This window comes from Streptomyces inhibens (assembly GCF_022221585.1).
In the GTDB taxonomy this organism is placed as follows: domain Bacteria; phylum Actinomycetota; class Actinomycetes; order Streptomycetales; family Streptomycetaceae; genus Streptomyces; species Streptomyces inhibens.
Map to the genome: position 1 here is coordinate 7,546,541 of NZ_CP084681.1, position 21,604 is coordinate 7,568,144.

Consider the following 21,604-nt stretch of genomic DNA (forward strand, 5'->3'; position numbering starts at 1 on the left):
CGTCCGGCAGCGTCTCGGCGCTCAGCGCTCCAGGACGAGGGCGAGCCCCTGGCCCACGCCGATGCACAGCGCGGCGAGCCCGGTGCCCGAGCCCAGTGCGGCGAGCTGGTGGGCCACCGAGCCCGCGAGGCGGGCGCCGGACGCGCCCAGCGGGTGGCCGATGGCGATGGCGCCGCCGCGCGGGTTCACCACGGACGGGTCGAGTTCCGGCCACTGGCCCAGGCAGCCCAACGCCTGTGCCGCGAACGCCTCGTTGAGCTCGAACGTCGCCACATCGGCGAAGCCGCGCCCGGACCGCTCCAGCGCGCGCCGTACCGCCTCCACCGGGCCCAGACCGAACAGCTGCGGCTCGACGCCGGTCACCGCGCTCGCGCGGATACGGGCCAGCGGCTCGCGCCCGGTGGCCCGCACCCCCTCCTCGTCGGCCAGCAGCAGCGCGGCCGCACCGTCGTTGAGCGGCGAGGAGTTCCCGGCGGTGACGGTGCCCCCGGCCGTACGGAACACCGGCTTCAGCTTGGACAGCGACTCCAGGGAGGACCCCTCGCGGATCGTCTCGTCGCGCACCAGCTCCACGCCCGGCAGCGGCACGACCTCGGCGTCGTAGCCGCCCTCCCGCCAGGCACGTACCGCCTTTTGGTGGCTGGCCAGCGCGAACACGTCCTGCTGCTCGCGGGTGATGCCGTGCCGGTCGGCGATCAGCTCGGCGCCCTCGCCCAGCGCGACGGTCCACTCGGGAGCCATCCGCGGATTGACCATCCGCCAGCCCAGCGTCGAGGAGAACATCTCCTGATGGTCCGCGGGGAAGGCGCGTTCGGGCTTGCGCAGCACATACGGCGCGCGGCTCATCGACTCCACGCCGCCCGCCACCGCGATCCGCGCATCGCCGAGCGCGATGGCCCGGGCGGCCTGGATGACCGCCTCCAGGCCGGAACCGCACAACCGGTTCACGGTGACGCCGGGGACGGTGACCGGCAGCCCGGCCAGCAGCACCGCCATCCGCGCGACATTCCGGTTGTCCTCGCCGGCGCCGTTCGCATCACCGAAGCAGACATCGTCGATCCGCGCCGGGTCGAGGTCCGGTGTGCGGTCCACCAGGGCCTTGAGCACATGGGCGGCCAGATCGTCGGGCCGGACACCGGCGAGCGCGCCGCTGTACTTGCCGACGGGGGTCCGTACGGCATCGACGATGTAGACATCCCGTACGCGTGGGTCGGTCATCAGGCGCTGTCCTCGCTGTCCCGGCTCGACGGTCGGCGGGCAGTACGAAGATCGCCGCCCGCCGACCCGAGTCTTTGCCCGCCGCTGCCCGCTGTCAACGGGTCCCTCGGTCACCTTCCCCCGGCGTATCGGCCGTGTCGGGTGCGTCGGCCGCGTCGGGGGCTCCGGCCGGGGCGCCGGCGCCGGAAGCGTCCTGGGCTCCGTCCGCCGCACCGTCCGCCGGCTTCGGGGCGCTGCCGCCGTCCGTACGCCGCCGGACGCGGCGGGCCACCGGCAGCCGGTCACGGACCAGCCGCCACAGCGTGTACAGCAGGGCCGCGGCCACCGCGAACGGCAGCACCGCGCCGATCGCCACCAGCACCCAGCGCACGGCCGTCATGAAGGCGTGCCAGCCGCCGGACAGCGCGTCCCCGAAGGACGCCGGCTCGTCGTCGGGCTTCTCCTCGGGGGTGGCGTCCGGCTGCCGCAGCAGCAGCGTGACGGTGGCCGTCCCGGTCCGTTCCTTGAGCGACTTCAGCTGGGCCTCCAGCGACTCCAGATTCGCTTCCCGGGTGCCCAGTTCGGACTCCAGCGAGACGATGTCGCTGATCGACGTCGCCTTCTCCATCAGCGCCCGGACCCGCGACACGCTGGCCCGCTGCGTCCTGATCCGGCTGTCGACATCCACCACCTGGTCGGTGACGTCCTTCGCCGAGACCTCGCGGGAGAGCAGCTTGCCGAGCCCGGACAGCCGCCCCAGCACCGCGTTGTACTCCGCGGGCGGCACCCGCAGCACGATCCGCGACCGGTCATGGCCCCCGGCGTCCCGGTCGGTGGTCTCGTCGGCGGCATAGCCGCCCGCGCCGTCGACCGCCGCCCGCGCCTTGGCCAGCGCCGTCGCGACGTCCTTGGTCTGCACGGTGAGGGTCGCGGTGCGGATGATCTGCGAGGGCGCGATCTTCGGCGTCTTGGCGCTCCGGTCACCCCCGTTGGACCCGTCCGCCGCCCCGCCGCGGCCGCCCTCCGCCCCGCCGCTCGGTGCGTTCGCCGCCCGGCTCGGCGCGACCGCCGCCTTGCCTGCCATCGCGTCGCCGGTGGCGCTCTCACCACCCGACGCGCTGCACCCGGCGGCCGCCAGCGACGCGGCGAGCAGCACCCCCGCCGCAGCGCCCCGGCGGCCCCCGGTGGCCCGCCCGGCCCGTACCCCGCGCTCTCGTACCGCTCCCCGCATGGCTGCTCCCCCTCGAAGTGGCGTGCTGCTGTTGCCCCTTCGACGGTGACCGGCGGGCCGGGGTTGCCCTTCGTGGATCGCGATCCGGTCACGGTCCCGGTGGTGTGCTCTGAGAGAGTGGAGGCATGAGCACAGCGCACACCAGTACGGGCCGCGGGCCGGGTCGCGTCGGTCACGTCGTCGTCATCGGCGGAGGCATCTCGGGACTGGCGGCCGCACACCGGCTGCTCGAAGGCGGCGCCCATGTCACCGTCCTGGAGGCATCGGACCGGCTCGGCGGCAAGCTGCGCGCGGGTGATATCGCGGACGTACCGGTCGACCTCGGTGCCGAGTCGATGCTGGCCAGGCGCCCGGAGGCGGTGGACCTCGCCCGCGCGGTCGGGCTCGGCGACCGGCTGCAGCCACCCGCCACCGCCACCGCGTCCCTGTGGACCCGTGACGCGCTGCGTCCGATGCCCAAGGGCCATGTCATGGGCGTCCCCGGGGACCTCGGTCTGCTCGCCGCCTCCGGTGTGATCTCCCCCGAGGGCATGGCGCGGATCGCCGAGGACGAGACGCTGGCGCGGACCGAGGCCGGCGAGGATGTCGCGGTCGGTGAGTATGTCGCGGCCCGGCTCGGCCGTGAGGTCGTCGACCGGCTCGTCGAACCGCTGCTCGGCGGCGTCTACGCGGGCGACGCCTACCGCATCTCGATGCGCGCCGCCGTCCCGCAGCTCTTCGAGGCCGCCCGCACCCAGCGCTCCCTGATCGAGGGCGTACGGGCCCTCCAGGCGCGCGCCGCCGCCACCGCGGCGCCCGACGGCCCCGTCTTCATGGGGATCGACGGCGGGATCGGGACGCTGCCGGCCGCCGTCGCCGACGCCGTACGCCGGGCCGGCGGCGAGATCCTGCTCGGATCCGTCGTGGACGATCTTCACTGGGCCGACGGCGACGGCTGGCGGATCCGCCTCGGCGCCCGGACGGTCACGGCCGACGCGGTCGTCCTGGCGGCGCCCGCGGGCGCCGCCGCGCACATCCTGCGCCACGACTGCCCCGCCGCGGCCGCCGAGCTCGCCGCCGTCGACTACGCCTCGATGGCGCTGGTCACCATGGCCTTCCGCCGCGCCGACCTGGACCGGGTGCCCGGCGGCAGCGGCTTCCTCGTACCGCCCGTCGACGGCCACCGGATCAAGGCCGCCACCTTCGCCGGCCAGAAGTGGGGCTGGATCGGCGCCGCCGACCCGGACCTCTTCGTGCTGCGCACCTCCATCGGCCGGTACGAGGACGACGCCGACCTCCGGCGCGACGACTCCGAGCTGGTCGATCTCTCGCTCGCCGACCTCGCAGCGGCGGTCGGCCTGAGTGCCCGGCCGGTCGCGAGCCGGGTCACCCGCTGGGAGGGCGGGCTGCCCCAGTACGCCGTCGGTCATCTGGAGCGGGTGGCCAGGATCCGCGACGCGGTCGCCCGGATGCCGGGTGCGCTGCGGGTGTGCGGCGCGGTCTACGACGGCGTCGGCATTCCGGCCTGCATCGGCTCGGCGCGCCACGCCGCGGACGAGATCCTCGGCACCCTGACGCCGGACGCCACCCCGGGCGAGTGAGAATGGACGACATGACAGACGCTTCCACCCCCGCTTCCGCGCCCCGGAGCCCCGCGGCGCCCGAGAAGGCTCCCCACGCCGGCAAGAAGGCCAAGGACCTCAACGAGGTCATCCGCTACACCCTCTGGTCGGTGTTCAAGCTGCGCGATGTCCTCCCGGAGGACCGCAGCGGCTACGCAGACGAGGTCGAGGAGCTGTTCGAGCAGCTCGCCGCCAAGGACGTGGTGGTCCGCGGCACGTACGACGTGTCCGGCCTGCGCGCCGACGCCGACCTGATGATCTGGTGGCACTCGGAGAGCTCGGACGCGCTCCAGGAGGCGTACAACCTCTTCCGCCGCACCCGTCTCGGCCGGGCGCTTACGCCGGTGTGGTCGAACATGGCGCTGCACCGCCCCGCCGAGTTCAACAAGTCGCACATCCCGGCCTTCCTGGCCGACGAGGTGGCCCGCGACTACGTCAGCGTCTACCCCTTCGTGCGCTCCTACGAGTGGTACCTCCTCCCCGACGAGGACCGCCGCCGGATGCTCGCCGACCACGGCAAGATGGCCCGCGGCTTCCCGGACGTGCGCGCCAACACCGTGCCCTCGTTCTCGCTCGGCGATTACGAGTGGGTGCTGGCGTTCGAGGCCGATGAGCTCTACCGCATCGTCGACCTGATGCGTCATCTGCGCGGCTCCGAGGCGCGGATGCACGTCCGCGAGGAGGTCCCGTTCTACACCGGCCGGCGCAAGCCGGTTGCCGAGCTGGTCGCCGGCCTGGCCTGATCCGGGGCCGGCACGCAGCGAGCGTGCACACAGCGATACGGGCCGCCCCCCTTGGGGGACGGCCCGTATCGCATCCGGCGGGTGCCGCTACTTCCCCGGCCGCGCGTGCTGCGCCCGGGTCACCTGCTGGCCCGGCACCGGCTCGGCGCGCCGCGGGCAGTACACCTTGTGCGCCGGGATCTTCCCGCGCAGCAGATACGCCTCCGCGTACGCGTTCACACAGGCGTTGCTGCCGAAGGCGATGCCGTGGGTGCCCGCACCGTTCTCGGTGACCAGTGAGGAGCCGGGGAACCGCCGCTGCAGCTCCAACGCTCCCCGGTACGGCGTCGCCGCGTCCCGCTCGGCCGCCATCAGCAGCACCGGCGGCAGTGCGCCCGGCTCGGTGTGGACGTCGAGCGGACCGTGCCGCCCGTGGAACGCATCGTCCAGCGCGGTCTCGGCCGCATGCCCGGTGGCGTCCCTCAGCTCCTGTCCCGCATCGCGGCCGGTCGCATGGCGGACCGCGGCGTCGAGACCGGCCTCGGCCGACTCCGACCGGTCGGGCCAGAAGGCGCACGGCAGATTCATCCAGGCGTTGTCCCAGGTCTCGAACGGCGCGGTTCGCGCGATATCGGTGTTGTCGCGGTTCCAGGTCTTCCAGGAGCGCGGCCAGATCGCGTCGTTGCACTCCACGGCGGTGTAGACGGCGTTGCCGTTCTCCGCGTCCTTGGCGCCGCCGGACCGGGGCAGGGCCTGCGCGATCAGTGGCTTGGGGTCGCCGTGCAGATACCCCGACAGCGCCTCGGCGCGCATCGGCCAGAACGCGTCGTTGTAGCCGGTCTTGAGGAAGGCCGACTGCAGCTGACCGGGGCCGATCTTGCCGCTCAGCGGATCGCGGCGCAGCTTGTGGGTGGCCCTGTCGTAGGCGTGCTGCACCGCCCTCCTGGACTTGCCGAGGTGGTAGTGGTCATCGTGCCGGGCGACCCAGCGCAGCCAGTCGCCCCAGCGCCGCTCGAAGGCGATGCTCTGGTCGAGGTTGTTGTGGTACCAGATCTTCCGGGGTGAGGGATTGACGACGCTGTCGAAGATCATCCGCCGGACATGGCCGGGGAAGAGCGTCGCATAGACCGCACCGAAGTACGTCCCGTACGAGGCGCCCATGAACGTCAGCTTCTTGTCGCCGAGGGCCGCCCGCAGCATGTCCAGGTCGCGGGCGTTGTTGACGGAGTTGTAGAACGGCAGATCGGCGCCGGCCCGGCGGGCACAGCCGCGGGCATACGCCCTCGCCTGCGCGACCTTCTTGCGCTTGAAGTCCGCATCCGGGTGCATCCAGCTGTCGGTGGGCGCCTTGACGAACTCCTCCGGGTCCTGGCACGACAGCGGCGCCGAGCGGCCGACCCCGCGCGGCGCATAGCCGACGAAGTCGTAGGCGCGGGCCAGTTTGCTCCACTTGGGGAGCGCGCCGTAGAGCGGGAACTCCATGCTGGACGCGCCGGGGCCGCCGGGGTTGAAGACCAGGGAGCCCTGCCGTTCGCCGTGCGTGGTGGCGCGGATCCGGCTCACGGTGAGGCCGATCTTCTTCCCGTCGGGGCGCGCGTAGTCGAGGGGAACGGTGAGCTTGCCGCACTCGACGGATGACGGCAGATGCTCCACCGGTGCGCACCGGCCGAAGTCGATGCGGTGCGCAACGGGCGCGGGCGGCGCGGAGGAGGCCCTCGTGGCGCCGCCTGCCGGAGCAGTGGCGAGGGCGGTCACGATCAGCGACCCGATGGTGCCGTACAACGCAAGTGCTCTCACTGGCCGTCCCTTCGTGTGTGCATACAAAAGGGATAGTTGAGGCGGTGGTTGTCGATGTAAAGCACCTGGGTCCGGTGTCGGACGCTATGCCCCGGAAGAGTGGAGCGCGGCGCGCAGGGAGGGGTCGGTGAGGGCGGTGGGGCCGTGGAGAGCAAGGGTGGTGAGGGGGGCAGGGGCGGCGGGGGAGCCCGGAGTGCCGGGGGATTGCTGAGCATCGGGCAGGCACCGTTCGCCCGCGTCGGTTGCCCAGTCGTGGTACGGATGGAGCTCGAAGCGGGCCACCGCCCACGTGCCGAGGGTGAGGATCAGCGGGAGCGCGAACCAGGCCAGGACCAGCCCGTTGTCCTCGCCGGACGGCGCCATCCAGTAGCTCGCCGCGGCGGACAGTAACACCAGGAGGGCGGCGCCCTGCACCAGGCGGACCGCGCCGCGGATGCCCGGACGGGCCGCGGCGGGCAGCGCGAGCCCGGCGGCCACCAGTCGGTCGGCCACCGCCCGCACCGCGTCGTCGGCGACGAGGGCGTCCCGTATCGCGGGTATCCGGCGCTGGCCTTCGGGTCCTATGGCGGTGAGGGTGGCGCGCTCGACGGCGTCCTGGGCGACCGGCTCGACGACGGTGGCCCAGCCGGTGTGGGCGAGCAGCAGCCGCCGTTTCTGGGCCATCAGCACCAGGACCACATCGGCGAGCCGGTGCGGGCCACCGGAGAGATAGGCCATCTCGTAGAGGGTCAGTCCGGGCCCGGGGTGGTCTTCGGCGGACGGATCCAGGGTGGTGCGGGGCGCCGGCCGCGGGGCCGGTCCGGTGGTGCGGGCGGCGGCCACCGCGGCACGGCAGACCCGGGCGCAGGAGAGGACCGCCGCCACCCAGGCGACGAGGAGGAAGAGAAGCCACATAGCGGCAGGTTTACGGGACAGGGCATGACAGCCGCCACGAATTTTTCTCACATCCGGGCGGACGCAAGCGATTTACGGGCCGGCGCGGGGGACGCGGCGTCAGCTGCTGCCGCAGCCGGACCCGCCGCCGCAGCTCGATCCGCCGCCGCAGGACGAGCCGCCCCCGCAGCTCGAACCGCCCCCGCCGCACGACGCCCCGGCGCCGCACGAAGAACCACCGCTGCCGCAGCTGGACCCCGAGCCGCCGCCGGAGGAGCCGCACCAGAAGGTGCTGTCACCTGACGAGCCTCCCCCCGAGTCGTAACCGGACGAACTGCCGGACGAGGCGGATCCGCCGGACGAAGCGGCGGCTGCCGCGACGTGTTGCGCCTCCGCGAACTGCTGCCGCAGCAGCTCGTCCGTGATCAGCGCCGTACCGCCGAGCGCCACCACGAGCCCGGCGGCCTGCCAGGCCCCGCCCACGCCCCCTGCGGGGTTGGCCGTCTTCGCGGCGCGCAGGGCGAAGGAGCCCGCCTTGGTGATCCGATGGGTGAACCCCTTCCGGCACAGCGAGCCCACGATCAGGCCCCCGATCAACGCGGGCACGATCGTGATGACCGGCGGCGCATCGGACGCGTCGTCCCAGCCGTTGCCGATGATGGAGATCAGCACCCCGACGAAGAAGAGCACCGCACACGCCGCCATCTGGGCGCTCGCCCACCGGCGCCAGCCCCGGCCGAGCCGCGGATGGCGCAGCAGCCCGCGGGCGGCCAGCCGGTCGCCGATGCCCTGGACCGCCGGGCTGCGCATCGCGGTGGCGCGCAGCGTGGTCAGCGCCCCACCGGGCGTCGAGGCGACCGCTTCCAGTACGGCCGCCTCGACCGCGTCGTGCGGGGTGGCCTGACGTACCGTCACCACGCCCGGGCCGCCGACCGTCAGCCGGCCGTCCTCATGCATACCGGCGATCGCGGCGTCCACCACCCGCCCGGGGCCGCCGGTGAGGAACGCCATCTCCCACACCTCGTGGGTCACGGCATCCGCCTTGCGGACGGACGGGGTCCGCAAGCGCACCAGGATCGCGCCGATGATGAGCACCAGCGACGAGGCGCCGATCCCCAGGTACACCCACTGCGCGAAGGAGGACACGTGCTCGAAGAACATGGTGGTCACCTCTGGTGCAGGGCGCGCCGCACGGCGCGCGTCAGTCGGGCCATCGGCCGGGCGGATGGCGGCTTCGGGCCCGCGCGATCTTGCCACCAGCGGGTCAACTGCTGCCGGGCGGCCGGGTCCTCGGGACGGCCCTGGGCCAGCAGATGCGCCGCGAAGTCCAGCGCGTCCTGGCGGTAGCCGCCGCTCATGGGCCGGTGCCGCGCATAGCCGACGAACGCGGCCCGGTGGCCCTCGCCGAGAATCTCGGGCAGCTCGGGCGCGACCTTGGCGACGACCGCGGCTCGCTTGGCGGTCAGCGCCCGGCTCTGTACGCGCAGTCGTGCGCGGTCGAAGCCTTCCGGGGCCGGCGTCCCGGCGACCAGCGCGGACAGCAGCGCGGTCTGCGCCAGCGCCAGACGCTGCCGCGCCGCGTCGGTGCCCGTGTCCGGGTGCGCGTCCGGGTGCGCGTCCGCGTGGGTGCCGGCGTGGGTGCCGGCGTTCGCTTCCGGGCGTGTGTCCGGCACGGTGTCCGCAACCGGCTCAAGCCACCTGGGCATGGCGGGCCTCCTTCAACACGGTGCGGATCGCGTCGAGTTCGCCGGCCAGCTCCCCGCCCTCGGGGAAGTCGTCATCGCGCTCCAGCAGCACGCCGGGCGGGGTGATCCGGGCACACAGCTCGGCGAGCACGTTCAGCACCGGCCGGGTCACCGGGTGGGCATGGCTGTCGTGCCACACCCCGTCCCGCTCCACACCGCCCGCGACATGGACGTACGCGATGGCCTCGACCGGCAGCTCGTCGAGGGCGACGGCCGGGTCCTCGCCCCGGTTGATGTGGTTCGTATGGAGGTTGGCGACATCGATGAGCAGCCGCACCCCGGTTTGCTCGACGAGCTCCGACAGGAACTGCCCCTCGGTCAGCTCCTCGCCCGGCCAGTTGATGAGTGCGGCGATGTTCTCCAGGGCCAGCGGCACCGGCAGCGCGTCCTGGGCGATCCGTACGTTCTCGCAGAGCACCCGGAGTGCATCACGGGTACGCGGAACCGGCAGCAGATGTCCGGCCTCCATGACCGGCGAGGCGGTGAGCGGCCCGCCGGCCCGGACGAAGGCGATGTGTTCGGTGACCAGCGGCGCGCCCAGCGCCTCGGCACGCTCGGCGAGCGCGGTCAGCCGGCCGGTGTCCGGCCGGTCGGCGCCGCCGAGGCCGAGCGAGACCCCGTGCGGAATGACGGTGGTGCCGCGCTCGCGCAGCTCCTGCAGGGCGTACGGCAGATGGCCGGGGCAGATGTTCTCCGCCACGACCTCGACCCAGTCCACCCCGGGCAGCTCCGCGATCTCCGCGGCGATCTCCGGCCGCCAGCCGATTCCGGTACCAAGACGCTCCATGGTCCCCCCTCTCGCTCCGTGGTCGGGGTACTCATGGCCGCGCCACGGGGGGCCGAACCCTGCACCGGCCGAGTTCAGAGGTTGATTTGAGCTTCGTCCAGCGCCCTGCGCAGCGCGCGGTGGTCGGCGACGACCGTGCACGAGCCCGGTGCGATCTCGTTCGGGGCCAGGACCTTGCACCGCGCTCTCACCTGCTCATTCCCTCCTCCTCTCATTCCCTGTCCGTTCCTGACAGCTGAGGACTCCACGGGTTGTGACGCTGGGGCCTCGGACAGGGACGCGTTCTGAACCCGAGACCCGGTGGTCGGACAGCCGGGCGCTTCGGCCGGTTCTGGCCGCGCTTGCGTGACGAGTACTCCAGGAGGACGGCCTGCGTTCAGGGGAGGGAGTCACCGCGCAACCGGCGTGGCCGGGTGAACGGTCCGTCGGCGACGAAGCGCCGGAGGTGACTCGCGAAGGCTGCGGCTTCGTCGGCCGGCCATGAGGACAGGCTGGCCGTGATGTGGTCGGACAGGCGCCGGCGCAGGGTTTCCACGGTGCGTTCTCCCTCGTCGGTGAGGGCGAGCAGAGTGGCGCGCCGGTCGGAGGGGTCGGGTTCGCGTCGTACGAGTCCGGCTGCCTCCAGTCTGGAGGCGCGGCGGGTGACATTGGACCGGTCGAGCCCTACGTCGGGAGCCAGGTCGGCCGCACTGCGGGGCCCGGTTCTGTCCAGCCCGCTGAGAATCGGGTACGTCAGCTCGTCCACCGCTTCCCCCATGCCGGCGGTCAGGGTCCGGTGCAGCTCAATGCGGGTGCTGCGTTTGAGCAGCACACCGAGGGCATCGGCGATCTCTCGCCCCACGTTGTTCTCCACCTTCCCAGAATAGCGTGCGTCTCGCACGCATATGGGTTACAGTGACAGGGATGCGTGCGCAGCGCACGCATTGTCGAAACGTGAAACGCGAAAAGGAAACCCGCCATGAATCGCACACACATCGCCGCGGCACTCACCGACCTGATCTTCAACCCCGGACTTGACCTCCATGAGGCCGCCGACCGGCACTTCGCTCCTGACTATCGTCAGCGCACCAACGGACAGTGGGCCGACCGCGAAGGCTTCCTTGAGCACATCGCCCATCTGCGCACGGTTGTGGCCGAGGGCTCCGTCGAGGTCCACGACGAGCTGTCCGACGGCAGCCACTACGCCGACCGCCACACGGTCCACGTCAACAAGAAGGACGGATCCACCGTGCGCACCGAGGTCTACCTGTTCGCCGACTTCGCTCCCGACGGCCGCTTCAGCCGCATCGAGGAAGTAACCCTCATGCTCGAAGGTGACGAGGCCGACCGGAACCTGGGCAGCGCCCGCTGAGGCACGACACCGAGCACCCGCCGGCGCGGCTGGCCACATACAAACCTTGGCCAACAGCGGGGGGAGGAGGGCTGACCGCCCGCCCTGGGGGGGCGATCTTGGTCGCCCCCGGCTCAGTGCACCTATGCGTGATCTGTGGGCGGCCGCCGCTCGGGCGGCAGGCGGATCGAGACCTCGGTCAGGCAGCCCCCGGAAAGATCCGTGCAGGCCGACCTCCGCGAAGTAGGCGGTGGCGGAGCCGAGGTCGCGGCGGGTATGGCCCGGCTCCAGGCGTCCGCTGTACCAGTGTTCGTGTGCAGGGGAGAGCGGCACGTCAGCCCGGCCGGACCGGTGTGGCGCCGGCACCTCTGCCGGACCGGCAGGGTCGGGTAGACCTGGCCGCTGTGGCGCGGGCCCGAAGTCTGCTGAGGCAGCGTTTCGCCGAGAATATCGGTGCCGATGAGCTGGCCCGGCCGGCCGGATGCCCCGCTGAGCGCGGCGAACATGTTTTGGTGGGCTCGTCGACAGCACCGGCCGGTTGTAGCTGTCGTCCACCGGCCGGTGGACCCGTGGACGGCGGGGCATCCCTGTCACCCACGGGGTCCGCGCGGCGCGGTGCCGCTACGTGCGGTGCACCTTGTGCTGGGCGGCCTGCGCCCGTGGGCGTACCACCAGCAGGTCGATGTTCACATGGCTCGGGCGGGTGACCGACCAGGCGATCGTGTCGGCGACGTCATCGGCCGTCAGCGGCATCGCCACGCCCGCGTACACCCGGTCGGCGGCCGTGCGGTCGCCGCGGAAGCGGTTCAGCGCGAACTCCTCGGTGCGCACCATGCCGGGGGCGATCTCGATCACCCGTACCGGTGCGCCGCACAGTTCGAGCCGCAGGGTCACGGCGAGCGCGTGCGCGGCGAACTTGGCCGCCGCGTACCCTCCGCCGCCTTCGTACGCCCCATGCCCGGCGGTGGAGGACACGATCAGGACCGTGCCGTCGCCACTGGCGGTCAGCTTCGGCAGCAGCGCCCGTGTGACATGCAGGACGCCGAGGACGTTCACCTCGTACATCCGCCGCCACTCCGCCGGGTCCGCGTCCGCGACCGGCTCGCTCCCCAGCGCGCCACCCGCGTTGTTCACCAGGACGTCCACCCGGTCCAGCCGGCCGGCGAACTCCGCCACCGCTGTCTCGTCCGTGACGTCCAGCGTGTACGCGGTGCCGCCGATCTCGTCGGCGAGTTCCTTGATGCGGTCGGTGCGGCGGGCGGCGAGCGCGACGTGGTATCCCTCGCTCGCCAGCCTGCGGGCGGTGGCCGCGCCGATGCCGCTGCTCGCGCCGGTGACCACGGCGGTGCGCGGCCGTTCCGCCGTCGGCCGTCGTTCCGAAGCCGTCGCTGTCGCGGTCATGATGCCGTCCTCGTCGCGGGCTCGGTGGCGGGCTCGGCGATGGGCTCGGCGATGGGCGCCACCCGCGGCCGGGCCAGTCGCCGGTAGTCCTCCGTGTCCAGGGCCAGGGACAGATGCAGCTCGGCCGCGTTGAAGAAGATCTCCCGGTGCTCCAGCAGGCCGGGGTCGACGATCAGCTCCAGCGTGGGGTCGAAGGAGAACGGCACGATGGAGCCGCTGACGCAGCCGGACAGGCGTTCCGCGGTGGCCGGGTCGGCGAAGGACACATGCCGTGCGTCGTACAGCTCCTTGACCCGGCCGAGGTCCACCCGCCGGTCACCGGGGACGACGGCGAGGGCGTAACGCGAGGACTTCTTGGTGACCTTGACGCGCATGATGATGCACTTGGCCGCCTGGTCCAGGGCGTTCCCGCGCAGCGCGCTGACCACGTCCGTACGCCCCTCCGGGGCATGTTCGATCAGCTGGTGACGGGCCCGGCCGTCCTGCAGCAGGGCCAGCAGCCGGTCCGATGTCGTGCCGGGCGTGCTGCCCGCTTCCCGTGCCGCGTCCGCCCGCGCGGGGGCGTCGGGAGAGACCGTGTGTGCCGTCATCCCCACACCACCGCGGAATTGAGCGTGTCGGTGCCGAAGCCCATGAAGAAGCCCATGGTGAGCCGGTCGGATCCGGTGACCCGCTCGATGGAGTGGTACTGCATCGGGTTGATCAGGTACACGTCTCCGGTCTGCGGCTTGAACTCGTGGCAGGGGTACCCGTCGACCACGGCCTCGTCGTACCCGAGACCGTCCTGGATCTTGTACGTCTCGTCCGCGGGCTCCCAGGGCTTGCGGTACATACGCAGCTCGCCGCCCCCGTCGCACTCCTGCAGGCAGACCACGCAGCTCAGCTGGTACGCGAGGCCGGTGAGGGCGATGCCGGTGCCTTGCGCGTCCCGCATGATGTTGTCGTTGTGCAGCGGGTTGCGGACGCCGTCGGCGTGGATGCGGACGACGGACGCCGCGTAGTCGCGGCCGTCCGGCTCCTGCGCGACCGACACCGCGTCGAGGCCGAAGGCGTCCCTGAGCCGGGCGCGGACCTGGTCGGCGAGGTCGAAGTCGGCGGCGTCCAGCATGCCCTTGGCCTCGTCGGCGGCCTGGAAGTAACCGTCCAGGTCCTGGAGGTACTTGGCCAGGTAGGGGCCGATGGTGGTGAGGGCGCCGTTGGCGTAGCTCGTCGTGGAGGCGTTGGCGAAGAGCTTGCCGATGCGGGTCCGGTTGTCGGCGAACGCCTCGGCGGGCAGCAGGTTGCGCAGCACGACCACGGCGGTCTCGCCGTGGGCCAGCCGGCGGAGCAGATCGGCGTCCGGGCGCTCGGCGGCGGCGTCGATGACAACGCGGGTCCAGGCATCAGTCGTGGACATGGGTCGGTGCTCCTTCGAGGTCGTAACGGTTGCGGGGGGTGAGGCCCGTGGTCCACGGGATCTCCGTGACGGTGTCCGGCTTCAGCGGCTCCCAGTGGTCCGCGGGGGCGAGGTCGGGGACCACCTCCGAGGCGATCACCAAAGAGCGGTCGGTCTGCAGCCGGAACATGCCGAAGTACCGCGGCGAGACGGTGTCCGGTGAGGTCCAGTGGATGACGTAGGCGGAGTAGGGGTTCACCGCGATGGCGTTACCCGAACTCCCACCCCTGGGAATGGAGTTGAGCCGGTCGAGGGTTTCCGCCTCGTCCAGCCGGCGGGCGCCGGCGGGCACGACGTAGTCGAAGTACTCGCGGGAGTCGAACTCCGATGACTCCATGCCGAGCAGGCGGTGGACCGTCGGCAGGAAGCCGTTGTGCATGAACAGCCAGGGGACGGCGCCGCCGGTGCGTTCCAGGGGGTGGGTGAAGCGCGGGCCGTGGTTCTTGGCCAGTGTGGCGTGGCGTGCGTGCACGGCCAGGAAGTCGGTCGTGAGATCCGGTACGGGCGACTCGCGGAAGCTCTCCGTGAGGGGGCGCACGTCCCGGTGGCGGCCCAGGCCGTACGGTGCGTCCGCCTGGCGCCATACCGCGCCCCAGCCGTTGGGGTGCACCTCGGTGGGACCGTCGTGGTCGGCGGTGCGGCCACAGCTCATCGCCTCGGCCGCGGCCAGGATATCCGCGGCACGGAAGTCCCCTGAGGCCACGATGAGTCGGCACATGAAAGGTCAGCCTCGCAATCGGTGGGCAACGAGTGAATGCAGCAGTGCGGGGATCCGGTCGCCGGGGCCGCCGCTGACGACGACCCGGCCGACCGCGCCGGTGTGCCGGGCGAGGTCGGAAGCGAGCACGGGCAAGTCGTCCGCGGGCAGCGCGGCGGGGTCCGGCGGGGGCGCGGCGCGCTGGATCTCGACGGCCACGCCCGGTTCCTGGAGGGCCTCGGCTGCCGCCAGTTCCTGTTCCGACACGGCCGAGATCTGGCCGGCGATGCCCGTGCCACCCGCGCCGTGCGGGCCGTTCGGGGCATCCGGGACGGACTCCCCGCCGCTACGGCCACCGTCCGGGGACGGCGGCCGTACCGGCGCCGCGTCGCCGAGGTGGGCACGGAAGGCCAGTTCCGCCCAGTCGGCGCCGGTCGCCTTCTCGACCAGCGCCACCAGCCCGCCCCCGGAGAGCCGGAACCCCATCTCCACGAAGGCCGGACCGGCCGGGCCCTGGATGACGTCGACGTGGAAGGGGCCCGCACGGTAGCCGGTGGCGTCCAGGCAGGCCTGCGCCAGTTCGCGCAGCGCGGGCGGCGCGCCGTCGCCGGGCCTGGCCACGTGGCCCACCTCGCGGAAGCCCGACAGGCCGGACTCGCCGCGTACCTCTTCGAGGCAGGTGAGCTTCTCGCACACGCTCAGCAGCACGGCGCTGCCCTCGTGGGCGACGCCCTGGAGGGAGAGCTCGGGGCCCTTGACGAACTCCTCCGCCACGATGCCCGAGAACGCGCCGCCCCCGTAGTTGACCAGGCCGCGGACGCGGTCCAGGGCGCGGCGGCGCTGTGCGACGCCGTCCACGAGCAGTACGCCGAGCCCACCGCCGCCATCCGCCGGCTTGATGACCTGCGGGAAGCCGAGCCGGTCCGCCGCGTCCCCGTCGCCGGGGCCCAGAGGTACGAAGCGGGGCTGGGCCACCTGCGGAGCGCCGCGCAGCAGAGCCTCGCGCTGCTCGCGCTTGTCCAGCGGCCGGAAGCCGTCGCCTACGCCCGGCCACGGTGCCACGCGCAGCGCACGGGCCAGGGCGAACCCGGCGTACACATAGCGCTCGAACCCGGTCAGGACGAGGCCGGGCGCGACCGCGGCGGCGGCGAGCGCCGCGCGGACCGCGTCCGGGTCCTGTGGCCGTGCCACGGCCACCTCGACATCGAACTCCCGCCGTCCGAGCAGCCTGCGCCAGCGCAGATAGGCGGGCGTCTCCACCAGTACCGCCCGCATGCCGCGGCGGCGCGCGCAGTCCAGGTACGGGTCCAGACCGTCGCGGGTGGCACCTACTTGTACGAAGTCCCCCGAGGGGGTGCCGGCCGTCACGGTCACCGGCCGGAGAGCAGCTCGGGCACCACGGGGCCCTCGGCACTGTGCCGGGTGTGTACGACCTGCTTGTGCGGGTCGCCTTCGAGGATGGCGTCGATGAGCTCGCCGCCGGCGGGGGTGAGGCTCGGCAACCGGAGCGAGCTGCCGTAGAGCACCTTCAGCTGATCCAGCGTCAGGCCGGTGAGCTGTTCCAGGCGTTCGGTGACCGGGACGGCCTCCCCGTCCGCCGCCGGGACCGAACCGTCCAGGAGCCCACGTATGAGCGGGGCGTGGGCGAGAAGGTCAGGCTGCTCGGCGGCGAGGTACGTCTCCAGGTTCGTGCCCTTCTCCGTGAACGGCGCGTGGACCATGGCGACGAGCTGTTCCTCGGTGAAGCCGTACGCCTGTGCGGCGTAGGCGTCCATGGCCGCCCGCATCCGGTCGGCCCGGCCCTCGTAGCGCTCCCGCATGATTTCCACGAGCTGCGGCGGGAACTCCTTCTTGTGCATGAGGGAGATGGCGAACTCGACATATCCGGCGAGCCCTTCGGCGTACGACTGGCCGTAGCGGTGCTCGCACTTGAGGGCGCGCAGGTGCGCCATCAGCGCGGGGTTGCCGCAGTCGGACTCGGTGAAGCTGAAGGCGATGTCGTCGAAGCGGAAGCCCAGGTAGTCCGTGAGCAGCTCCCAGTGGTCGCCGGAGGCGTAAGCCGTGTCGTCGTAGATCGAGAAGAACTGCAGACCGGTGCGGACGTCGGTGGTGATCGCGTGCTCGGCGACGACGTCCGACGCGTCGGGGCCGTGGATATCGGCGAAGTACGCCTGCGAGATGTTGTTGAGCGAGGCGAGGAAACCCTGGAAGCCGGCGCGCATGTCGCGCGGCGGCTGCAGCCCGAACTTCCGGGCGAGCCGGGTGACCCACAGGTAGTAGTCCCGCTGCTCCTGCTGGGAGTCGCCGGTGATGATCAGGTCGACGCCGCCGTCGTACCCCGCGGCCAGGCCGAAGGAGTTGACCATGCTCAGGTTGCAGGCGTTGCAGAACGTCGGGCGGGCGTCGGCGGCCGTGCGGTGGCCGGTCATCAGGATGTCGAGGCGGTTGCGCCCCACGACGTCGTCCGTCTGCGGCAGCGTGGCGTCGAAGGTCCGCACCTGCTGCCCGTCGATCAGCAGCAGCTCGCAGTCGGGGTCCTCTAACAGGCGCAGGGAGCGGTAGGCGCGGTCGATGTTGTCCATCACGGCCTGCGGCATGCCCGCGTGCCGGTTGGTGGCGACCCGCATGCGGAACGTCGCGCCGTGCTCCTGGGAGAGGATGAGCTGCATCGTCCGCACGAAGGCGAGGGTGTACGAGCTGTCCTTGCCGCCGCCGTAGGCCACCAGGACGACATTGCGGACGAGTTGCTCCTTGTCCGGGAGTGCGTCGTACAGGCGCGCCGCGCAGCGGACGGCGCCTTCGTAGTTCTCTGCGGACAGCACCGTCCGCAGCTCCTGGAGGGCCGAGGCATGGTCGGGTGCCGCTGAGGGAGTGGGCATGGACGCGTCAATTGCCATGACGGACAAGCACCTCTTTCAACCGAACGACGGTGGGCCGGCGCCAAGGGAAGGCGCGTGGCACGAAGAAACGGGTCTGGTGGCCTGGCATTGCGCCAGAAGAAAGGAAAGGGAAGCGGGCAGGCGGAATCGCCCGGCGATCAGTAATCGTCGAAAGAAGGGAACTCTGCTCAGCGCGGCCAGGCGTCTGTGCGTGAAATCCCCGATGGTGCGCCAGCCGATCTGGTCGTCTCCTGCGGAGACGTCTAATCAGCCGTGCGAGAAAAAGAAGCCCTCCGGTACTGTCCCCCATCCGGAAATCGTCAGCGCTTACGGGCTGCGCTGTCAGGACCTACTCTTGATCACGATTCTCGGGCTTGTCAATCGTCGGTCCCGGGATGTGAGTCGTCCGGCTATTAGCTAAAGCTCGAATGTCCCCGTGGAGTTGACCCGGTGTTCATGCGGATTCTCGGGCCGGCCGGCCGGAATCCGCGTGAGGCCAGTGCCCGCGCAGCGCCGCCAATGTGGCGTGAATCGCGGGCCTGCGGTCGGCCTGGGAGCGCCAGATGGCCGAAAGTCGACGGGAGGGTGCGGGCTGCATCGGGACGACGCGGACGGTGGACGGCAGGGTGCCGCGGCCGAGTCGGGGCAGCATCGTGACGCCCAACCCCGCCGCCAGAAGCGATACTTGGGACTCGTATTCCTCGATCTGGTAGGCAATGTCCGGTTCGGTGCCGAGTTCGGAGAAGGAACGCAGCAGCCACTCATGGCACATGGCCCCGGAGCCCTGCCCGATCCACCGCTCTTCCCGCAGGTCGTACGGGGTCAGCACGTCCCGCTCCGCGAGCGGGTGCCCTTCGGGCAGGGCGACGTCGGCGATGTCCTCGCCCAGTTCGGTGACGGACAGCGAGGCGGGCAGCGTCAGCGGGGTGTTGTGCCAGTCGTGCACGACCGCGAGATCCGCCTCCCCCCGTACGACGAGGCTGATGGCGCGGTTGGGGTCGGCCTCCACCAACTGGCAGTCCAGGGCGCGGTGGCGCCTGACGAGGTCGGCGAGCGCGGCGGCGGCGAAGCCGCGGCAGGCCGTGGGGAACGCGGCGAGCATCAGCCGCCCGGTGGGCCGGTCGCGCTGCTCCTCCAGGCGCGAGCGGGTCCGCTCCAGCACCGCCACGACCTCGTCCGTCGCCTCCGCGAGCAGCCAGCCCGCGGGCGTGAGCTCCACCTTGCCGCCCTGCCGGTCGAGCAGTGCGGAGCCGGTCTCGCGCTCCAGCTTGGCGATCTGCTGGGAGATGGCGGACGGCGTGTAGCCCAGGGCTGCGGCCGCACCCGTCATCGAGCCGTGGGTGGCCACAGCGCGCAGGGCGCGCAAGCGATTGAGGTCGAACATGAAGCGATGCTAATACCCCACCTTCAGAAACCTTTGCTGGCCCTTACGGGCGGCGACTGTTGTGATGGAAAATCCCGAAGGAGCGCGTCCCCAGGAGCCATTGGCATGAAGCCCGTACACGTTGCCCTGGCGGTGGTTGTCGCTGCCGTATGGGGCGCGAACTTCGTTGTGATCGACGTGGGGCTGCGCGATTTTCCACCACTTCTCTTCTCTGCGGTGCGTTTTCTCCTGGCCGCGCTGCCCGCGGTCTTCTTCGTCGGGCGGCCCAAAGTCGCCTGGCGCTGGGTGATTGCGGTCGGTGTCGCGCTCGGCATCATGAAATTCGGGATGCTGTTCATCGGTATGCATGCGGGGCTGCCCCCGGGGCTGGCCTCCCTGGTGCTCCAGGGCCAGGCGGTGTTCACCGTGCTCTTCGCCGCGGTGCTGCTGAAGGAGCGCGCCCGGCGGGTGCAGATCGTCGGCATGGCCATTGCCTCGGTGGGCATCGTGCTGGCCGGGCTGGACTCGGCAGCCGGCACACTCGCCGGATTCCTGCTGGTCGTGGGTGCGGGGGCATGCTGGGGCCTGTCGAACATCGCCATGCGCAAGGCGAGTCCGCCGGATGCGTTCCGGTTCATGGTCTGGGTGAGCGTCGTGCCGCCCGTCCCGCTCGCGCTCATCTCCGTGCCCTTCGAAGGCTGGGACGCGGATCTGCGGGCGCTGCAAAATCTGAACCTCAGCGGAGTGGGCGCCGCGCTCTATGTGGCGTGGGGCGCGACGCTGTTCGGTTTCGCCGCCTGGGGATATCTCCTGCGTACCTATGACGCACCGACCGTCGCCCCGTTCTCGTTGCTCGTCCCGGTATTCGGCCTGGCGTCCGCCTGGATTTTCCAGGGCGAGCGCATGACCGCACTGACCTTCTGTGCCACGGCTCTTGTCATCGCCGGCATTGCGGTCGGAATGCTGCGCCGTACGAAGAAGCCGATGCCGGTCGAAACCGAGCGAACGGCCGTAACGGCCGCGGCGCCCTGAGGCCCGAGAACCAACGGACCGTCAAAAATGCAGGAGGGCCGCCTCTTTCACAGGGGCCGTCCTGGATTTTGCGTCCAGTCGGTCATCCTTGGGAAATTCAATGGACTCGGTTGAGTCTTTCCGGGACATGATTTTGTCTCTCTTTTGCCGGGAGTTCACTCTCCGACTCTCCGGGAATGGCTGTACGCGGGTGCTGTGGCGACCGTCTCGCGCCCTGGTCGCGGACTCCGCACAGCACCGTTTTCAGGTGCCCGGAAATCGGGCATGCGAGCGTGCTTACTCGGCGTGATTGATCTCGACTTCTCAACTTTCCGGCTTTCCGGCTGTGAGGGCTATTGAGAGTTCGGCGAGCGCGGCCGTCATCTGCCGGCTCGTCAGACGCTGATGAGGCGAATGCCGACACACGCCGTACTGAGGCTCTCCCGCGATACGGAGGAAGTTGACAGCGGTCAGATCTTCACCGCTGTCCCGCGCATGGATGAGTTGGCTGAGGTAGCGATGGACGACGGAAAGTCGCCGGCCGTACGTACGCACGGAGCGTACGCGCAAACCCGAGGGAACCTTCGAGGGGTTGTGCGCCTCCTGGCGGGGTGAACGCGGCTTCTCACATCCGGCGAAGGGATTCCCTCGTGATCAACAGCAACCGTCCCATGCCCCCGCTGGAAGGGGTCGAGCACCGGTGGGTGACGCTCCGCGGGGCCCGGCTGCACATCGCCGAGTCCGGAACCGGCGAGCCCGTAGTGCTGCTGCACGGCTTCCCGCAGCACTGGTACGCGTGGCGCGCGCTCGTCCCGCTGCTCGCCGACGGCCACCGGCTGATGTGCGTCGATCTGCGCGGCTTCGGCTGGTCGGAGCAGACCAAGCGCGGTTACGACACGGACGGACTCGGCGACGACATACTCGCGCTTCTCGACGAGCTCGGCCTCGGCCGGGTGACCCTGGTCGGGCACAACTGGGGTGCCGGAGTGGGCTTCCGGCTCTGTCAGCGGGCTCCGGATCGGTTCCGTGCCTTCCTGGCGCTGAACATGGCGCACCCGTGGACGCGGCACCGTGACGTCCTGCCGAATCTGTGGCGGATGTGGTTCACGGCTTTTATCGAGTACCCGGTACTCGGACGGCTGGTCCTGCGGCACTGGCCGGCCTTCACCCGGTATCTGCTGCGGCGCGCGGTCGCCGACCGCGCGGTGTGGCGGGACACGGATCTCACGGAGTTCGCCGGGGCGGCACAGGCCTCGGCTCACGCCGGGCAGGCGATGTTCTGGCAGTACGTCGTGCGGGACATCCCGGCGGGCTTCCGGGGCACCCACCGCCGACGGCGGCTGACCGTCCCGACGCTCGTCCTGGGCGGCGAGCACGACCCGGTGATCCCGCCGGCCCTGCTGCGAGGCGGCGATCCCGACGCGGACGATCTGACCGTAAGGGTGGTGCCGGGCGCGGGGCACCATCTGCACGAGGAGCGGCCGGAGTTGGTGGCCGAGGCCCTGCGGAAACTCATCGCCAGGGCCGGCTGAGGG

General features: G+C 71.4%; 18 protein-coding genes and 1 pseudogene. 5 read left to right on the forward strand and 14 right to left on the reverse strand.

The genetic code is table 11. The features are described from left to right. Positions 1-21: 21 nt before the first annotated feature. Together KI385_RS33905 and KI385_RS33910 are read right to left on the reverse strand one after the other, a co-directional pair. Positions 22-1,218 (reverse strand): thiolase family protein, encoded by a 1,197-nt coding sequence (locus KI385_RS33905; protein ID WP_238575873.1) that lies wholly within the window; start codon positions 1,216-1,218, stop codon positions 22-24. 94 nt (positions 1,219-1,312) lie between these two features. After that, a complete protein-coding gene (locus KI385_RS33910; RefSeq protein ID WP_238575874.1) occupies positions 1,313-2,428 on the reverse strand; it encodes a DUF4349 domain-containing protein in 1,116 nt (371 codons plus the stop codon). A 125-nt stretch (positions 2,429-2,553) separates the two neighbouring features. Between KI385_RS33910 and hemG the strand changes: the two genes are divergently transcribed. After that, on the forward strand, positions 2,554-4,008 hold the full coding sequence (hemG, locus tag KI385_RS33915; protein WP_238575875.1) for a protoporphyrinogen oxidase: 1,455 nt from the start codon (positions 2,554-2,556) through the stop codon (positions 4,006-4,008). 11 nt (positions 4,009-4,019) lie between these two features. Continuing rightward, a complete protein-coding gene (hemQ, locus tag KI385_RS33920) occupies positions 4,020-4,772 on the forward strand; it encodes a hydrogen peroxide-dependent heme synthase (RefSeq protein ID WP_128511373.1) in 753 nt (250 codons plus the stop codon). Between the two features lie 87 nt (positions 4,773-4,859). Here the strand turns inward: hemQ and KI385_RS33925 are convergent, their stop codons facing one another. From KI385_RS33925 to KI385_RS33950, 5 genes and pseudogenes are all read right to left on the reverse strand, one after another. Continuing rightward, the gene (locus KI385_RS33925; RefSeq protein ID WP_238575876.1) at positions 4,860-6,548 is read right to left on the reverse strand and encodes an alpha/beta hydrolase; all 1,689 of its coding nucleotides are present in this window, start codon (positions 6,546-6,548) and stop codon (positions 4,860-4,862) included. 84 nt (positions 6,549-6,632) lie between these two features. Next, complete coding sequence (locus KI385_RS33930) at positions 6,633-7,442, reverse strand: TIGR04222 domain-containing membrane protein (protein WP_238575877.1); 810 nt, start codon at positions 7,440-7,442, stop codon at positions 6,633-6,635. Between the two features lie 99 nt (positions 7,443-7,541). Then, a complete protein-coding gene (locus KI385_RS33935) occupies positions 7,542-8,582 on the reverse strand; it encodes a TIGR04222 domain-containing membrane protein (protein ID WP_238575878.1) in 1,041 nt (346 codons plus the stop codon). Positions 8,583-8,587: 5 nt separating this feature from the next. Continuing rightward, positions 8,588-9,953, reverse strand: a pseudogene (locus tag KI385_RS44700) (MbnB/TglH/ChrH family RiPP precursor modification enzyme). Positions 9,954-10,329: 376 nt separating this feature from the next. Beyond that, positions 10,330-10,806, reverse strand: coding sequence for a MarR family winged helix-turn-helix transcriptional regulator (locus tag KI385_RS33950; RefSeq protein ID WP_238575881.1), 477 nt, complete (start codon positions 10,804-10,806; stop codon positions 10,330-10,332). 105 nt (positions 10,807-10,911) lie between these two features. Between KI385_RS33950 and KI385_RS33955 the strand changes: the two genes are divergently transcribed. Beyond that, entirely contained in the window at positions 10,912-11,304 is a 393-nt protein-coding gene (locus tag KI385_RS33955) for a nuclear transport factor 2 family protein (protein ID WP_238575882.1), read from the forward strand. A 600-nt stretch (positions 11,305-11,904) separates the two neighbouring features. On the opposite strand, the gene KI385_RS33960 is transcribed toward KI385_RS33955, so the two are convergent. The 7 genes from KI385_RS33960 to KI385_RS33990 form a co-directional block, all read right to left on the reverse strand. Beyond that, positions 11,905-12,684 (reverse strand): SDR family NAD(P)-dependent oxidoreductase, encoded by a 780-nt coding sequence (locus KI385_RS33960; protein ID WP_238575883.1) that lies wholly within the window; start codon positions 12,682-12,684, stop codon positions 11,905-11,907. Further along, positions 12,681-13,274, reverse strand: a complete 594-nt coding sequence (locus tag KI385_RS33965) for a YbaK/EbsC family protein (protein WP_238575884.1) — start codon at positions 13,272-13,274, stop codon at positions 12,681-12,683. The genes KI385_RS33960 and KI385_RS33965 overlap by 4 nt, the downstream gene beginning before the upstream one ends. Next, on the reverse strand, positions 13,271-14,080 hold the full coding sequence (locus KI385_RS33970; RefSeq protein ID WP_238575885.1) for a 2OG-Fe(II)-dependent halogenase WelO5 family protein: 810 nt from the start codon (positions 14,078-14,080) through the stop codon (positions 13,271-13,273). Before KI385_RS33970 ends, KI385_RS33965 begins: the two co-directional genes overlap by 4 nt. Continuing rightward, positions 14,067-14,837, reverse strand: coding sequence for a class II glutamine amidotransferase (locus tag KI385_RS33975; RefSeq protein ID WP_238575886.1), 771 nt, complete (start codon positions 14,835-14,837; stop codon positions 14,067-14,069). The genes KI385_RS33970 and KI385_RS33975 overlap by 14 nt, the downstream gene beginning before the upstream one ends. A 6-nt stretch (positions 14,838-14,843) precedes the next feature. Continuing rightward, on the reverse strand, positions 14,844-16,190 hold the full coding sequence (locus KI385_RS33980; protein ID WP_238575887.1) for an ATP-grasp domain-containing protein: 1,347 nt from the start codon (positions 16,188-16,190) through the stop codon (positions 14,844-14,846). Then, positions 16,187-17,713 carry a PqqD family protein gene (locus tag KI385_RS33985; protein ID WP_238575888.1) on the reverse strand — a complete coding sequence of 509 codons (1,527 nt, stop codon included), beginning with the start codon at positions 17,711-17,713 and terminating at the stop codon, positions 16,187-16,189. Before KI385_RS33985 ends, KI385_RS33980 begins: the two co-directional genes overlap by 4 nt. Before the next feature lie 436 nt (positions 17,714-18,149). After that, entirely contained in the window at positions 18,150-19,079 is a 930-nt protein-coding gene (locus KI385_RS33990; protein WP_238575889.1) for a LysR family transcriptional regulator, read from the reverse strand. A 105-nt stretch (positions 19,080-19,184) separates the two neighbouring features. Here KI385_RS33990 and KI385_RS33995 point away from each other — a divergent pair, with 105 nt between their 5' ends. Beyond that, positions 19,185-20,090 carry an EamA family transporter gene (locus KI385_RS33995; protein WP_238575890.1) on the forward strand — a complete coding sequence of 302 codons (906 nt, stop codon included), beginning with the start codon at positions 19,185-19,187 and terminating at the stop codon, positions 20,088-20,090. Between the two features lie 629 nt (positions 20,091-20,719). Continuing rightward, positions 20,720-21,601 (forward strand): alpha/beta fold hydrolase, encoded by an 882-nt coding sequence (locus KI385_RS34000; protein WP_238575891.1) that lies wholly within the window; start codon positions 20,720-20,722, stop codon positions 21,599-21,601. Positions 21,602-21,604 lie beyond the last annotated feature (3 nt).

Bases quoted from the DNA above. Each gene is read 5' to 3' on its own strand.
- KI385_RS33905 (WP_238575873.1), bottom strand. From the start codon at position 1,218: ATGACCGACCCACGCGTACGGGATGTCTACATCGTCGATGCCGTACGG.
- KI385_RS33910 (WP_238575874.1), bottom strand. From the start codon at position 2,428: ATGCGGGGAGCGGTACGAGAGCGCGGGGTACGGGCCGGGCGGGCCACC.
- hemG (WP_238575875.1), top strand. From the start codon at position 2,554: ATGAGCACAGCGCACACCAGTACGGGCCGCGGGCCGGGTCGCGTCGGT.
- hemQ (WP_128511373.1), top strand. From the start codon at position 4,020: ATGACAGACGCTTCCACCCCCGCTTCCGCGCCCCGGAGCCCCGCGGCG.
- KI385_RS33930 (WP_238575877.1), bottom strand. From the start codon at position 7,442: ATGTGGCTTCTCTTCCTCCTCGTCGCCTGGGTGGCGGCGGTCCTCTCC.
- KI385_RS33935 (WP_238575878.1), bottom strand. From the start codon at position 8,582: ATGTTCTTCGAGCACGTGTCCTCCTTCGCGCAGTGGGTGTACCTGGGG.
- KI385_RS33955 (WP_238575882.1), top strand. From the start codon at position 10,912: ATGAATCGCACACACATCGCCGCGGCACTCACCGACCTGATCTTCAAC.
- KI385_RS33960 (WP_238575883.1), bottom strand. From the start codon at position 12,684: ATGACCGCGACAGCGACGGCTTCGGAACGACGGCCGACGGCGGAACGG.
- KI385_RS33965 (WP_238575884.1), bottom strand. From the start codon at position 13,274: ATGACGGCACACACGGTCTCTCCCGACGCCCCCGCGCGGGCGGACGCG.
- KI385_RS33970 (WP_238575885.1), bottom strand. From the start codon at position 14,080: ATGTCCACGACTGATGCCTGGACCCGCGTTGTCATCGACGCCGCCGCC.
- KI385_RS33975 (WP_238575886.1), bottom strand. From the start codon at position 14,837: ATGTGCCGACTCATCGTGGCCTCAGGGGACTTCCGTGCCGCGGATATC.
- KI385_RS33985 (WP_238575888.1), bottom strand. From the start codon at position 17,713: ATGGCAATTGACGCGTCCATGCCCACTCCCTCAGCGGCACCCGACCAT.
- KI385_RS33990 (WP_238575889.1), bottom strand. From the start codon at position 19,079: ATGTTCGACCTCAATCGCTTGCGCGCCCTGCGCGCTGTGGCCACCCAC.
- KI385_RS33995 (WP_238575890.1), top strand. From the start codon at position 19,185: ATGAAGCCCGTACACGTTGCCCTGGCGGTGGTTGTCGCTGCCGTATGG.